Here is a 16,347-nt window from a genome sequence, read left to right on the forward strand (position 1 = left end):
AATTCGGGATGAATCATGAAAGTGTTCAAGCTTTACGCTAAACTTATTTTTTCAAAAACGTTGCTGTATATACTTCATTAGAGTTGGTCAAGTAGTTGTACACACTTACAGGAGCATGAAACTCGTTAGCTTCAACATAATATCTGCACCAAAACGTATTTTCTTTCCATCATTTTGGGCAGCATAATTAAAACTTGAGCCCATTCCTCCTCCAGAATTTGCTGTTTTAATCTCTATACTAATCTTAATCGTTGCTGAGCCATTTGACTCTTTCTCTAAATGCAAAGTACCTGAACTACCCGCCACGAGATTTCCTTTAGTATCAACTAATGAAATAAGTTGGTAATCTCCCAGCGCTGAGTCAAAATTGTTTTTAGTAGTGACAATAGGTTGAATCTGTTCTTCAAATGATTGTTGTTTACAGGAAATTACCATGAAGGGTAATAGCAATAGAAGTGATTTTTTTAGGTAAATATTCATGAGTATAATTTGATGATTGAAAAGTCTACAAAGCTACCCATAAATCCTCAATAGTTAGTACAACAACTAAAAATCTTAACTGTGTATGCGTACTGGATTTTTGCTATCTCAAACGTTTTAATTTCTTAATTTTAAAAGGGTTTTACATGAAAAAACCTCCCCAAAACATGAGAAGGTTTTAATCAAATTCAATTATAATCCTTACTTTATAATGCTATTATTTTGTAAACACAGCCGTATAAATTCCTGAACCTGTTGGAATTGACGCATATAGCGTTCCTGACTGATAGTAGTGATCGGTACCAAAACTAATTTTCGTTCCAGCAACAGATACCGTGTAAGTGTTCGTAATGTTTACATTTGAGGTAGAAGTTCCGCTCTTCAAGGTCACAGCATACGTAAATCCAGCGGTATTACCATTCTCTCTTTTTACCGTCAAAGTACCTGAGCCCGTTACCGCTTGACCAGCAGTATTCGAAATTGAACGAAGCGTGTACGAGCCTATGGCAACATCGAAGTCTACTGTTGGAACAGTGTTGGTATTGTCATCGTCAGAACTACAACCAAAAAGAAGTGCAATTGAGAAAAATAGGGTTAAAAAACTATAAAGCTTTTTCATAATAATTTAAGGGTTCGTTTTAATAATGTTTGTTGTGACAAAGGTACAACTCAAAGAACTTTTTGAGCAACCATTTCGGTCTTTTGCAACAAAAAATCAAAACAACAAGCTATTAATCAATAACTTAACCCCACTGGAAGTTATTTTACGGTTTTCAAAAAAATAGGCATAAAACTATTCGTATTAACAAATGTATGAAAGTGCATTTTAATGATAATAAGACTCCAAAGCCATTGCCAAATAAACCAATGGAGCATTCCAATTGATGGCAATTTCGTTAGAGGCATACGAACAATCCGAATCAGAAAAAGACTCATCTGGAACCTTCGAATCGTATTTACACTGGTCTTGCTGACCAGGATTGGGACCGCCCGAAAGTAGTCCTGGCACTGGCTCGTCTATACCATCGGCAATAGACGGTCGGTGATGCGGGTGCATAGGATATTTACTTCCATAACCCGTTAACAATGAATATCCAACACCATTTCTTCCTAACAAGTAGTCCATATTTCCCAAAGCTGCCTCCAAGTAGGTTTTTTTAGGATTAAGCTGAAATGCTTGTAGTAAAAACATGGCTTGATTAGCCGCATGAGAAGAGCTTCCCCACATAAAATCTTTGGCTGATTTTCCCATCACTGTTCTAAACAATGGCTTATCCAAATCCTTCACCATTTCATCGGCCTGCTGCAAGACGGTATTTTGAATTTGTGCTATTTTATTAGTCGTAAATGAGGGCAAAGTTTTTCGTGCTTTTGACAGAGAAAATGCTCCCAAAGGCATCACCGAATTCCACGATTGAATAGGAAGCCAATACACATCAGTACTAGCGATACCTTCCCAATATTGGGATTTTTGCGTGGCTACAAACAACTCTGCTGATGCCCAAAACCATTCGTCTGTATCATTATTATCCTCATATCCACCAGTCGTAATAGCAGGTTTAAACTTTTCGTTATTCTGATTCTGACGATAGAATACTTTAGGATTAGCTTTTGCCCAATTCCATGCACTTTCCGCTGATGTTAAACACCTACTTGATATTTCAGGGTTATAGGGTTTTAAAATCCTTGAAGCTTGTGCCATTACGGCTGCAAAATCTAAACTCGCAATAGTATTCTTTTGTACTACATATCTTGGCTGAGTAGCCTTGTCAGGCATCACCATTCCATCAAAATTGGCATTCGTTAACTTATGATACACACCCCCATCCGTTGGATCTTGCATCGTTAACATCCATTCCAAATTCACTAGAATTTCATCTAATAAATCAGGAAGATTATTACCACTCTCAGGAATATTCAATTCTAGGTCGTTAGCAACTTTAGGAAAATCCTCCAATGCCGAAAGCAAAGTGTACATGGTTATCCCCGAATTGACAATGTATTTATTGTAATCCCCAGCATCATACCACCCTCTTGGAGAATTGATACGAGTACCTTCAGGACGATTCGTTGAGACGGCGTTGGCATGAACCAATACCGAGGTATCAGGATGCCCTGCTTTTCTTGCCCACTTTCCTGCATATTTCTCAGGCAAATCCTCAGAAACGCGTTGAAAATAATAGCCTTTAATAGAAGCTTTTGCTACGCCACTCAATGCATTATTTCGGATTTCAAAAGGATACGATTCTCCGAGCTTTTCTACTGAAAGTATATAACTCCCATTTTTCTTAAAGTTAGAAAAATCAATTTCCTGTGTGTATTTCTCAGAAAAAGGGCTTTTTACTGCAGCTTTTATTCTCCCTTTATAAACAACCTTGTGAGATTCTTTTTCAATAAGCGTAAAGTTTTCATAGTTTTTACCAACCACAAGCGCTTGTTTTGGCGCATTGGGGTAAAAACCAACTTGGTTGAGCCGAATTTGGTCGGCAGGATTTTGAGCTAATAACCCAAACCCTGCCAGTAAAAATCCAGCCAAGTAGCGAAAACTAACTTGATTCATAGTATTAAATAAATTGGATAAATAGTCAGTAACGACCGAAGAATTAAATAGTATTATTTTTCAAGAAAACTTACACAATTCCACTTGACTTTTTGGTTATATGGATCTTTGAGTAATTGCGTTTTCTTCCCTTTTATCAACACACTGACTTCTTGCCACTGGCTATCATTTGGTAGATAAACTTTTCCAGTAGCAACGCCATTGGTGGCATAACTGACCAGTTTTATCGTTGACCAATCAATTTGTGCAGTAGATTGAGCCAATTGTACTTGAGGTAACACAGCACCATCTTTCACAAGAACAACAATTGAGAATTCACCACCTCCCATTTTATGCCATCCTCCTTCATACACTTTATTTGTCTGAAAATCAATCCATTTTCCTTTTGGCAAATATACATTTCTCTCATTTGAGCCCGTTTCAAAAATTGGGGCAACTAATAAATCTTGCCCTAGCAAGTATTCGTTTTCAATTTGCCACGCTCCAGGGTCTTCAGGAAACTCTACAAAAAGCGCACGCATCATAGGTAATCCCTTTTCAGAAGCTACCTTTGCTTGCGCATAGATATATGGCATCAATTTATATTTTGTTTCTGCTACTTTTCTAAAAGTATTCAAGAATTTCTCACTATAAGCCCAAGGCTCTTTGGGAGGTTGACCATGGCAACGTGAATGTGAAGTAAATAAGCCAAAAGGTGCCCAACGACGATATAAATCTTCTGGTGTTTGGGCGGCAAATCCACCAGCATCATGACTCCAAAAACTAAATCCTGATAGACCAATTGATAAGCCTCCTCTCAACTGCGCTTCCATACCCATATCCGAAGCCTCGGCATCGCCACCCCAATGCAAAGGATAACGCTGGCTACCAGCCCATGTACTACGAGCCCAAATGATATTGTCGCCTGTAATTTGTTTGGTGATATCTGCTACGGTTTTGTTATATCGCAATGGATACAAATTATGTTCGTAAAAACCTGTACGACCATTCGAATAAATACCATTCAATGGCGCTGCCTCGCCAAAGTCAACTTTGATGACTGACACGCCCATTTTTAGCAGATTACCGATTTTATTCTGATACCATTCAATGGTATTTTTATTGGTAAAATCTAATACGGCATCCTCATAAGGGAGATTTCCTTTGGCATTTTTGACACTCAATCCTTTTGAAACTATTTCTGAGAACAATTCATTTTTTGGAACAAAATAAGGTAACTGCCACAAGCAAGTTCTGAATCCTTGCTCTTTCAAATCAGCAATCATTTTGACAGGATCCTGAAAACGATTTTTCGAAAATTCATAATCACAACGCCAGTCGGTTTCGAACCAGCCTGTGTCAAAATGTATCACATCCGAAGGAATTCTATAATCTCTCAACTGCTTGGCAACCGTACGACCATCTTGCTCCGAAAAATACGAAATACGGCTCATCCACAAGCCAAACGACCATAACGGTGGCATGGAAGCCTTGCCTGTAATGTTGGTATATTCGTCCAAAATATCTTTAGGTTCACCCAAAAAGATAAACAAATCCAAGCTTTCATCTCCAATTAACAAAGCGTTTGAAGCTCCAAATGTCGCCCCAAAATCACAAGTAATTGGCGATGAAGTATGCATAAACATTCCGTATCCACGACTACTCATAAAAAATGGAATAGGCTTATACATACCGTTGGTTTCTACGCCGTTAGGGTCGGTGGTATAAAGATTTACTTTTTGTCCGTATTTATTTAATCGGGTGAACGACTCGCCACAGCCAAAGATTTTTTCGTCAGGCGAAAGTGTAAATACTGCTGCAACACTGCGCGAATAATCTGCTGCACGACGAACAAAAGAAAAAGGTAATGAGGGCGTAAAAGAAGTTTTTCCATCTACCTGATGGCGTGTCTTGGTAAGTAGTTTGCCATTGGCGTCATGAATTTCTATTGCCCAAGGATTTTCGGTAATCACAACCGTACCAAATGCACTTTTATACTGATGACCATTCTTGATTTTTGAATAAACCCATGAAGCATCTTTATTGGGTTCTTTGACCAACATCAATGATGGCTCGGTTGACGGTGCTACATAACCTGTTTGGGCTTTGATGCGAATTGTTTTGGGCGAAACAAACTCAATACTAAATGGAAGTACTGGGTCGGCAGCGTATTCAATACCTGGGAACTCATTGCCTGAGACCTTATGAATACCCGCCATTGTATTGTTAAATGCGTGCTGAGGATAGTACTGGTTTCGTCTCCATTTCAACTGTCCTTGTCCGGTAGTTGGGTTAAAACCTGCCAAACTATCCGCTAAAAAATAAGTATTGGTAAAATCTCTAAAATCACGACTCAGATCAAATGGTTCGTTTTGTAAGGCTGGTCCACTTTGACCCAGTGTCATGGTGACAGAGGAAAGTAATGATAATAGCACCAAAATCTTTTTTGTAAATTTTTGCATATTTATTCCGTAATCCATTGATTAATAACAAATAAGAGATTTTACTTTAGGCATAGATACATATCCTATGCCCAAAAGTAAAATGCAGCTCCCAATTCAATTTTCAATATATATTTATGTGTTTTTTGGATACAACTTGTTGTGTAGACTTGAGATGTCTTTCTTTAATACAAATTTCTATTTTTTTTATCTTATAAAACTCAGGGTTAATCCCTAAAAACAAAACTCAGGGAAAACCCTGAGTTTTGTTTTTAGCATTCCAGCTTCTCTTAATCATATCAATTATTCTCATCTACTTCTATATTGATGGAAGTACCAAACTGTCCATCGCTTTCAATAGATAGAGTTCCTTGTAAGTAATCTAATCTGGAACGAATATTTTGCCACCCTCGCACAGACTTTTGCGCTATGTTGGTATCAAAACCCTTTCCATTATCTTCGACGGTCAAGTGAATATGGTTTTCTTGAAAACTTAATTGGATAAGCACCTCCGAAGCTTCGGCATATTTCAAGGCATTTGCCAATAATTCCTGAACAATTCGATAAAGCATCAAGGTTTTTTCTTTTCCAAAATCAAAACTTTGTCCATAAACTTGAAATATGATTTCCGTTTCCTCAGAATGATTTTTACTTACCAAATCTTCAATGGCAGCTATCAATCCAAAATTTTGAAGATTTGAGGGCTGCAAATTACCTGAGATATTCCGCACCTCTTTACAGGCATCATCGAGCAAATGTTGTAACTGGACATTGTTCCAAAACGGAGCGTCCATCATCATTTTGATTCTTGATAGCAAAGTCCCTACCCCATCGTGCAAATCCTGAGAAATCCGAAGTCGTTCTTGTTCTTGTCCATTAATCAACGCTTGCAAGGTATCTATTTGTGCAGTTTTGAACACCTTGTCTGCTTGGAGTTTGGCAACCTTTTGTTTCGAAAAATAGGCATACAAAAGTATGACCAGTAACAAAAAAGCCACCAGAATCGTCAAGAGATAAATCCGTTGTGAAGCTTTCAGGGAAACTAGTTCAGCTTCAGCCAAGCGCTTTTCGAGGGCAATTTTTGAGATTTTCTCTTGTTGTTCTTCCAATAATTGATACTCTCGATATTGTCGAACCTCCACTTCTAGCTTCGAACTTTCCAGCAACTGAAAAGTCTGATATGCTAAAGAAGTGTATTGAAAAGCCTTATTAAACAGCTTTTCATTTTCATAAACCAAACCTAATTCTTCATATATTGCCTTGCGGAGCAAAAGCATACTAAAGTATTTTTCGGTGATTGTTTGTGCTAAATTTAACGATTGAATTGCCTCCTCATTCTGTCCTAACTTTCGATAAGCCGCCCCCAAATAGAAATAAGATACAGCCTCTAACCATGCCACCTTGATATTTTGGGCAATAGATAAACTCAAACGAGCCTTCTGAATAGCTTCAATATAAAACCCATTTCTCCTGTACCAATCTGCCCAAGCAGCAGCATTTCTTCCTTTTGAAATAGCGGATTGCGGTAACTCATCGGCACGGACAAGAAACTGTTTTGCTTTCTGCATTTCTTTCTGACGAATAGCCAGATTGGCAAGATTTATCAAATGCCCAATTTCCATATCTGGTCGATGAATCTTACGAAAGTATTGTACCGCACTCGACAGATATTCGTTGGCATAACTGGCAAAAATTGGACGATCCATAAAGTAGGTTCCCAACGAGCCTTTTACTTCATAGTAATGTAAAGAATCACCCAAGACTCGGAAATAATCCATACTTTTGCGATAACTCTCAATGGGAGATTCGTCGGGCAAATTCCATCGCTCTTGACTTTTGGCTTGAGTCAAATACGTCATGGCTAGTCCCTTAATATTATTTTTTTCATGAAATTCCTTGAGGTATCGCTCCAAGGTGGATTTTTCATAAAGGGAATCAGGGTGGGGTAATTGCTGAGCCTTTAGTTGATTCAAGACAAATATTCCCACACTAAAAAGTATATATCGCAAATAGCTTTTCATAGTAACCAGATTTTTGACAAAAAAACAGATGATTCGTGTAATATTGGTCGATGACCACAAAATTTTTACAGAAGGGCTCGCACATATACTCGGATTAGAGTCTGATATAAGTGTCATTGGGCAGTGCCAATCCGCCAAAGAACTTTTTGAAATAATGAATCCCACTGAAAATGTAGTGGTATTACTTGACATCAATTTGGGTAATGAAAGTGGACTGGATATATGTAAAAATATCTCCGAACAATATCCTCTGGCCAAAGTAATAGCCGTTTCGATGTACCAAGAGGAAAGTTTTATTACCAAAATGTTGAAAAATGGTGCATCAGGGTATCTATTAAAAAATACTGGACGAGAAGAGTTTTTAGAGGCTATTAGGGCAGTTAGTGAAGGGAAAAATTATCAAAGCGCTGCCGTAACAGAAATTATTATGAATGGCTTGAGTCGTCAAAAGAATCAAGAGCGGAATCTACACGAATTGAAGTTTACCAGAAGAGAAAAAGAGATTTTGGAACTGATTGCCAAAGGACAAACGACCAAATCAATTGCCAATACGCTTTGTATTAGCGAAAAAACAGTAGAAACACATCGCAGTAATTTACTAGCTAAATTCGATGTTAAAAATATGGTGAGTTTACTAAAACTTGCACTGGAATATGGATATGTGAAGTAGGTTTTGGGCTTAAGAAAAGCCTAATTCTTCCAACATGAATCATCACGAATTTAGCAAGTGAGCGATTATGTAAAAATTTGTATTCCATCAGTAGAGACGCAATGATTGCGTCTTAAGCCAAGTCATATTTAGCATAGTAGCATCAAAAAGGGGTCGAAAAATATTTTTCGACCCCTTTTTGATAAAAACTTGAAAAATAATCCCAATCCTAAAAATTCGGGATGACTCATGTTTGATACTATATTTCAACGTGACACCTCTTTAGACGCAAATCATTGCGTCTCTACAAATGGAATTCATTTTAGAAATAATCACTCATGCGCTCAATCTCTAATCACACTTTGTGCTTTTATCTCTGTTCACTTTGCCACTTATGCTCTAGCTATTTCCTTTGAAATTACGAATATTATAAGTGAAAGTTAGCATAAAATACTGCGTCAAAACGTTTGAGCGAACGTCAGCGATATAAGTATCTGTTACCGTACGAGTAATGCTATTATTTTTCTTCAAGACATCAAACACTGTGATTTTGGCTTCTGCACGCTGATTTTTCAAGAATTTCTTCCCTGCGGACATATTCCACAAAATAAACTGTTGGTTGAAAGAATCAGACAAACCATTGTATCTATAGTAGCTCAAATCAGATTGGAATACAAATCCTTTTCCAAAAATCAAATTTAATCTACCTGTTCCTGTATGTACATAATACTTAGTATTCAACTGCGGCTGTAAAGTATTATCTACTTGATTGTAACCTAAATTATAAGTCAAGTTAAAGTCGATATTGGTACTAATATTACTCGCAAAAGTAATTCCTTGGTTAAAATTATACTGGTTACTGTTGTTCAACTGGTTGTTGATTTTACCTGGCAATTTCGAATAGTTATAACTCGACGTAAGGTTGACGTTGGTTTTAATAAAGGACAATGGGAAACCAATAACCATAAACGAACGCATATTCAAAGAGTTATCAAAGTTGATAGGTCGAGTCAACTGAGCACCTTTTCTCAAAGTCACACCTCTATCAATAATCATATCCTGTTGAGCAATAGTTACCTCATTTCCAATTGGATTTTTGGTATAACCAAAATTACCCAACAACATAAATGTCAACGCTTTAGCTGGTATATTATAAGTATATCTAGCATTTAGATTATGACTATACTCTTGTGCCAAATTGGGATTACCACTGGTCAAAAACAAAGGGTTAGTATTGTCTAATACATTTTGTAACTGCGTGATACTTGGTGCATTAGTAGAAGTACGATAGTTAAAACGGATACGGCTATCTTGCGTAAATCTATAATCCCATTGCAAATATGGTAAAACATTTTGGAAACTAGTTTCTACTTGTGTAGTTCTAGGAAACAACTGCTGACCCGAAAGCTCAGCTGATTGATAATTAGCGCCTAAGTTTAAGTTACCATTTTTCATTCGCAAGTTGTAGCCCAAGCCTGCACGATGCGTAAGATAGTCATTGTCAAACTTGTTTGACAACAAGGAGTCTAACACCGAATATTCATTAGAGGTTGGGTTAAACTTATTCGTTACCTTATCACTCTTATTATTATTGAACGACACGTTGTAGGTTCCTTGTAATAACCCTTTTCCGATAGGTTCTGTATAAACTAAGTTAGCGGACAAAGTATAACCTTTAGTATCAGTTACAGAAATCTGTCTAGTAGCTGAGCTTGTATTACTTGTAAAATACTGGTTGTTTGAAACTAGGTTACTATTGGCATTTCTGTCATTGAGAGCTGTACTCAAATTCAAAGAAACTGAACGACCACGTTTGGCAAAACTATGACGATACAAGATGTCATTGTTGAATGTATATCCTGTACGCTTAGCAGTAGTATTATTTGAAGTCTGGTTGAGTTTCTGATTAGTAGCATCCGTAGTCAAACCGTCGACAATACTGGTAGAGTTATTATTTTGCAGGTTCAATCTTGGCGTAAAAATGATAGTATTCTTCGGGTCAATAGTATATTCCAAGCGAAGATTCAAACGGTGGTTATAATTATTACTCGAGCTATTTGATTGTTCATCATAATACTGATTAGCAGCCTGACTCAAGAAATAAGTACGATAAGTAGATTGGGTATTATTGTTGTTGCTATTATTGAAGAAATAACTTCCTTTTATCGCTAATTTTTTACCCCAGTTATCAGTATAGTTTACGCCAAATGAATTAGTAGTATTGATACCCGTTTGTTGTCCAACCAAAAAATTATCAGCCGAACTTCCAAAGTTACCACCACCACGGTTTCCGCCACCGCCTCCACGGTTTCCACCTCCACCGCCGCCGCTGCTACTTATTCCCAAAAGGTCTTGACTCGAAAAGTTTTGCTGATTGATATTGTTGCTCATCCCAACAATAGACCATCTTTTTTCACCATTAAATAAGTTGATATTTCCACCTGCCGTGTAGTTATCATTTGTCCCTAATCCAGCATAAATTTTACCAAACTGACCATTACGTCTATTGGGATTGGTTACAATATTGATAGTTTTGGTCGTATTTCCATCATTGAATCCTGTTAACTGAGATTGATCACTTAAGCGATCCATGATTTCAATTTTGTCAATTAATTCGGCTGGCAAGTTTTTCAAGGCAATATTGGGATCGTCACCAAAAAATGGTTTTCCATCTACAAGCACCTGAGCCACATTTTCACCTTGTGCCTTGATTTGTCCATTCTCAACAGTAATTCCTGGCAATTTTTTTACCAATTCATCTGCATTGGCATCGGGCGCTGTTTTGAAAGCATTGGCATTGTACTGTAAGGTATCGCCTTTTTGTACCATTGTCGCAGCTTTTCCTTTTACGACAACTTCATTGAGTTCGTTGGTACTTTCTTGTAGCACAATATCTCCAAGGTTATTAAATTCCTTCGAAATAGTAACACTTTTGGTTAGTTCTTTGTAACCGACAATAGTTGCTTTAAGTTGGTATGTGGTATTTAGAGGAATACGGTTGATAATAAATCGGCCGTTCACATCGGAAGGACCAAAATGCTTATCTTTTGCATCATTAGGATTAGTCAACACTACGTTTACACCAATCAGGGCTTCGCCTTTGGCATCTACAAATTTTCCAGTAAGTCGACTCGTTTGTGCCCAAGCTCCAAAACTAACGAGAATTAGTAGAGCGGTTCGGAAATAGGTTTTCATAAATTTATTTTAGATAAAGATGAAATTATATCTTTTCGGATTTTTGTTGCTTAGACTATGCAAGAAGTGCTTTTGTTTAGTGCAAGAAAGAGGAAGAAAGCCTCAAAAAGGCGCCTTGTAGACCAATGAATTTTATATATAGACCAATCTTTTTTTTGTGTAGATAAAAAATACGTAAATTGTGTGTTTTATGATTTAGAGAAATATGAATATCAAGCTTTTTCGCATTGTGATAGAGATAAATAGTACAATTTAAGAAATATATTACGACTAAATACCTAAGCTATTGGCGATAAGAATCTACTCAACGTCAATAAATTAGGCACTAAAGTTGTATTGAGTAAGTAGTAAATAGTGTACTAAAAAACCTTTTAAAAAACTTATAGATATCCAGTCATTTGAGGGTAACCGAAGATATAGACATTTGCAACAAGCTATTATTATCAAATGATTTTTATCATTTATATTGTACTTTAACTATATATTCTTGTACAAAATTTCATCTACGTTATATTTTAGGCAAAATACAACATTTCGAACAAATAAGCTTAAAATCAATATTTCTTCATTAAAATATCATTATCTACTAGTAACATACACCTCAAGTTGTTCAAATCATTTACCGCTCCCTCATTTCCTAAAAAAATTGAGTTTAAACTATTGGATTTTAACGTTTTTTTTTCCAATTTGGTCACTAGAAATTGCTTTATTATCGTAACAATCGCTCAATCTACTGAAAAATCATCCCGAATAACCACATACGCCATCAATATCGGGTTCTATCAATTTAAAAACAATTTTCTTGCTTAAACTACAAACTTATGAGACCAAGAATATCCTTGTTGGCTTGGTTCTATATTTAACACACAATATTATATTTAAGTGGTATGTTTGAAGAATCTATCAATCCTTTATTCCTAATCGTTTTCCTGTACGGATTTGTACAACTTTCGATTTTAATCTATTACTTCGTACGCAAATCAAGTAGTAGAAAATGTCCCAGCTGTGGAAACCCTTACGGTACTCGTACCAAAAGAGGTGTTTTTTTAAAGACGTTTTTGTTTTTTATTCCCAATATTAAGTATTACACATGCTTGAATTGTGGCACAAAATATTTCTCGACAACTAGCGAGAAAAAAGAAGTTCTTGTGGACAAATAAAATCATCGAGGCTAAAGTCCCAATTTATGGGCTTTATTACCACTCAAAAATATTTTAATTAAATCTGTTTTGACCTTAAAGGCTTCGGATTTAAGCATTAATTCTATAAAGCATTTTCCAATAAAATAGCCATGTAGTCAATTGATTACATGGCTATTTTGTTGGAAAACCAACACTTAAAAATACAAATCTGTTAGTTCTAATAAATTTGCTTAGAAGGAATTCGTTTTATCAAGAAATACCCTACTAAAAAGATTGCAGAAAGTACCAATACACTTATGCGCATACTTCCCGTCAGTTGATTGACTAAGCCGAACATAAACGTCCCAATAACAGTCGAAAGGCGATCGCACACATCATAAAAACTGAAATAGGATGCAGTGTCATGGGTATTTTCAGGAATCAACTTGGCATACGTTGAACGCGACAAGGACTGAATCCCTCCCATCACAAAACCTATTCCTGTAGCTAACAAAAAGAATTGGTTTTTGGTATAAACGAAATATGCTGCAATACAAATCACAATCCAAATAACCACAATCCAAGAAATAGAGGCAGTATTACCAATTTTCTTAGAAATTTTGGCAAACAAATAGGCCCCAGGAATTGCGACCAATTGAATCAACAAAATCGTGATAATTAAGGCATCGTCGGGCAAATGTAACTCTTCACTTCCAAACAACGCTCCCAAATACATCACAGTTTGTGCTGCCATATTATAAAAAAAGAAAGCCAACAAGAATTTTTTGGTAAACTCTAGCCCTTGCAATTCATGGAATACTTTTTTGAGTTCTCTAAAACCATTAAAAATCCAACCACCTTCTTTCTTCTTTTCTTTTTTGGTTTCTGGCAAAATAGAAAAAGGTATTTGCGCAAATACAATCCACCAAATACCTACAGACAAAAACGAAATACGAGAAGCCTGTCCGCTGGTGATACCGCCATACCATTCTGGTTTTAGTACCATTGTTAGGTTTTGCAATAACAAAATCACACTCCCGATATACCCCAAACTAAATCCTTTGGCACTTAAGTTATCGAACCGATCTTCGGTAGCAATTTCGGGCAAATAGGAATTATAAAATACGATACTTCCCCCCCAGCCTACGATTGAAAACAAAAAGGCAAAGGTTCCCAAGTAGTAGCGTCCTTCCTCAAAAAAATATAACAACATACAACTGAGCGAGCCTAAATAGCAATAGAGCTTCAAAAAAGCTTTTTTCTTTCCTGTAAAATCTGAAATGGCAGAAGTAAACGGAACCGAAAATGCCAATAATAAAAAGCCAATCGACACCGCATACGAATACACAACGGTATTTTCGAGTTGCAAGCCCAGAAAGTCCAGTTTGGTGCTTTTACTGGGCATCATTACGGCTGCCGCTGGAAAGTAAATAGGAAATATCGCAGAGGTAATTGTCAATGAATGTACCGAGTTTGCCCAGTCATACATTGCCCAAGCATTCAATACTTTAGGATTATTTTTTTGCATAAAAAGAGAGATAAGTTAACGAATTTGATGCTATCAGCATTGGCTGTCAGCTTTCGGATTATGAAAATACCATATCGATAGCTGATCGGTCACAGCTAATGGGCATATTCATAGATCCTACACTCATAAGGTTGTAATTCAAATGTATTGCTTTCGTAATGCGATTCATTTGGATAATTACTCAGGAGTAAATTTAGAACAGAAGCCTTACATTTTACCGAAAAACTTTGTGTTTTATTTGTCCAGTTATTGAGTACAAGATACGTAAAATCCTTTCCAATTCTCTTATAGGCAAAAATCTTATTACAATTTGGTCGTAAATCATTATAATCTCCATACACCAAGTCAGGATGCTCTTTGCGTATATGGATTAATGTTTTGTAAAAACTTAAAATTGAATCCGAATTAATTTCCTGTGAGGCAACATTGATACGTGTATTACTTGGATTAATTTTCAGCCATGAGGCTGCACTTTCTGTAAATCCTGCCATTTCGGTATTATCCCAAGGCATGGGCGTGCGAGCATGGTCAACCGAGATTTGATTACAAACTCTTAAAAAAGCTTGTTCATCTATTCCAATCTTTTTAATAACAGATTCGTATATTTCACCTACTTTTTCATCTCTAAATTCTTCAATCGCGTTGAAGGCACAATTACTCATACCAAGTTCGTCGCCTTGATAAATAAGCGGTGTTCCTTTGAGCGTCAGTAAAATCATTCCTAGCATTTTGGCGGACTCACTTTCAAATTTGGAGGTATTGCCAAACCTTGACAAAACTCTAGGAGTATCATGATCGCCCCAATACACACAATTCCAGTCATCTTTAGCCTGTTCTCTTTTTCTAAAAATACGTTTCAATTCCGACAGTTTTAACTCTGTCGGAGGGTTAAGAAAGTTAGAACTTTCACGCAATATCAAATGCTCCGTTTGGAAACTTATTGGCAAATCTGCCCTTGACGAAATTACTCTTAGTCCTCGACTATTGGCCTCTTTTACCAATTGTTCGAAGGTGCTATCTTGATGAGAAAGATGGGACGAAAACGGACGAAAACAAATAGCATCAATACCAAGGGATTGGAGATAATCTAATTTTGAGATAATTCCTTGCCAATCTCCAATGCCATCATTATCTGAATCTTTAAAACTTTGGGGATAAATTTGATATATAACTGCTTCTTTCCACCACTCTCTCTCTGAATTAATACGGCTCATGTTTTTATAAATACTTAAAATTTTATGTGGCGAAATTAGCTAAAACAGAATATTTTGTAATTGTTTTTATCTGTAAGGCAATATTTTGTATCTCAACGGCAAAAGTTATTTTAGGTGATTTTCTGCCTATATTTCCATTAGTTTTGAATACTGTACACAAACCTAGAAATATCGAGATTTCATAAAATAAGCTCTACATTTACAGAAAAATCATTTTTATAAACAATTTTCAAAATTATATGTCTTTACAAAACCAAACTATCCTAATCACGGGTGCCAGCCGTGGCATAGGCAAAGCTTTGGCAATTACTTTAGCCAAAGATGGTGCAAACCTGAGTTTAGTTGCACGCAATCAACAAGAATTATTAGCAGTAAAACAAGAGGCTGAATCATTAGGTGCTCAAGTAGCGATTTTCGCAGGGAGTGTTTCAGACGAAGATTTTGTCAAAAGTGTAGTTGCTGAAACATCTGAAAAATTTGGCAAAATTGATGCTTTGGTCAACAATGCAGGCTTTGGAGTATTCAAACAAGCAACCGAAATAAGCACTTCAGAATGGGATTCTATTTTTGAAACGAATGTAAAAGGGACATTTTTGTTCTGTCGTGAAACCGTACCTTTGATGAAAAATGCAGGAAAAGGACATATCATCAATATCGCCTCGGATGTTGCCAAACGAGTGTTTGACGGAGGCTCATTATATTGTGCTTCCAAATATGCCCAAGATGCTTTTTCGATGGCATTGAGAAAAGAAGTAAGAAAGGATAAAATCAAAGTATCTGTGGTGTATTCTGGGGTAGTAGACACACATTTCCACAAAAGAGAGGAAGGAGATCCTTATCAAGCCAAATACCTTTCGTCAAAAGATATGGCAAATACCATCTATTTTATTCTTGCGGCACCCGAACACGTGGTAATAGATGAATTAATGATTCACCCTATTTCACAAGAATATTAGTATTTGGATAAACATGAGTCATCCCGAATTTAGCGATTTAGTGATTTAGCGAGTGAGTGATTATGTAAAAAATCGTATTCCATCAGCTTAAGACGCAATGATTGCGTCTTAAGCTGATGCATATATAGCATAGTAACGAAGCTGTTTAACCTTTCGTAATATTTCTTGCGTAAGCAATGAATTTATACTGTTTGAGCGCAGCG

10 protein-coding genes are annotated in these 16,347 nt (G+C 36.5%); 2 read left to right on the forward strand and 8 right to left on the reverse strand.

The window, feature by feature from the left end:
- Positions 1-105: 105 nt before the first annotated feature.
- From QM481_RS00495 to QM481_RS00515, 5 genes are all read right to left on the reverse strand, one after another.
- Complete coding sequence (locus QM481_RS00495) at positions 106-480, reverse strand: hypothetical protein (RefSeq protein ID WP_283380223.1); 375 nt, start codon at positions 478-480, stop codon at positions 106-108.
- A gap of 217 nt (positions 481-697) precedes the next feature.
- Entirely contained in the window at positions 698-1,099 is a 402-nt protein-coding gene (locus QM481_RS00500; RefSeq protein ID WP_283380224.1) for a hypothetical protein, read from the reverse strand.
- A gap of 207 nt (positions 1,100-1,306) precedes the next feature.
- A complete protein-coding gene (locus QM481_RS00505; protein WP_283380225.1) occupies positions 1,307-3,040 on the reverse strand; it encodes a glycoside hydrolase family 9 protein in 1,734 nt (577 codons plus the stop codon).
- 53 nt (positions 3,041-3,093) lie between these two features.
- Positions 3,094-5,481 (reverse strand): glycoside hydrolase family 31 protein, encoded by a 2,388-nt coding sequence (locus tag QM481_RS00510; RefSeq protein WP_283380226.1) that lies wholly within the window; start codon positions 5,479-5,481, stop codon positions 3,094-3,096.
- 278 nt (positions 5,482-5,759) lie between these two features.
- Complete coding sequence (locus tag QM481_RS00515) at positions 5,760-7,481, reverse strand: tetratricopeptide repeat-containing sensor histidine kinase (protein ID WP_283380227.1); 1,722 nt, start codon at positions 7,479-7,481, stop codon at positions 5,760-5,762.
- 28 nt (positions 7,482-7,509) lie between these two features.
- Here QM481_RS00515 and QM481_RS00520 point away from each other — a divergent pair, with 28 nt between their 5' ends.
- A complete protein-coding gene (locus QM481_RS00520; RefSeq protein WP_283380228.1) occupies positions 7,510-8,151 on the forward strand; it encodes a response regulator in 642 nt (213 codons plus the stop codon).
- Between the two features lie 378 nt (positions 8,152-8,529).
- Here QM481_RS00520 and QM481_RS00525 read toward each other — a convergent pair whose 3' ends face one another.
- From QM481_RS00525 to QM481_RS00535, 3 genes are all read right to left on the reverse strand, one after another.
- Positions 8,530-11,325: a TonB-dependent receptor gene (locus QM481_RS00525; RefSeq protein WP_283380229.1), complete on the reverse strand. Its 2,796-nt coding sequence runs from the start codon at positions 11,323-11,325 to the stop codon at positions 8,530-8,532.
- Positions 11,326-12,684: 1,359 nt separating this feature from the next.
- Positions 12,685-13,974 (reverse strand): MFS transporter, encoded by a 1,290-nt coding sequence (locus QM481_RS00530; RefSeq protein ID WP_283380230.1) that lies wholly within the window; start codon positions 13,972-13,974, stop codon positions 12,685-12,687.
- A gap of 95 nt (positions 13,975-14,069) precedes the next feature.
- Entirely contained in the window at positions 14,070-15,188 is a 1,119-nt protein-coding gene (locus QM481_RS00535) for an alpha-amylase family glycosyl hydrolase (protein ID WP_283380231.1), read from the reverse strand.
- 239 nt (positions 15,189-15,427) lie between these two features.
- Between QM481_RS00535 and QM481_RS00540 the strand changes: the two genes are divergently transcribed.
- Positions 15,428-16,144, forward strand: coding sequence for an SDR family oxidoreductase (locus QM481_RS00540; protein ID WP_283380232.1), 717 nt, complete (start codon positions 15,428-15,430; stop codon positions 16,142-16,144).
- Positions 16,145-16,347: the final 203 nt, after the last annotated feature.

Origin of the sequence: Flectobacillus rivi (assembly GCF_030056655.1) — a bacterium.
Classification (GTDB): Bacteria; Bacteroidota; Bacteroidia; order Cytophagales; family Spirosomataceae; genus Flectobacillus; species Flectobacillus rivi.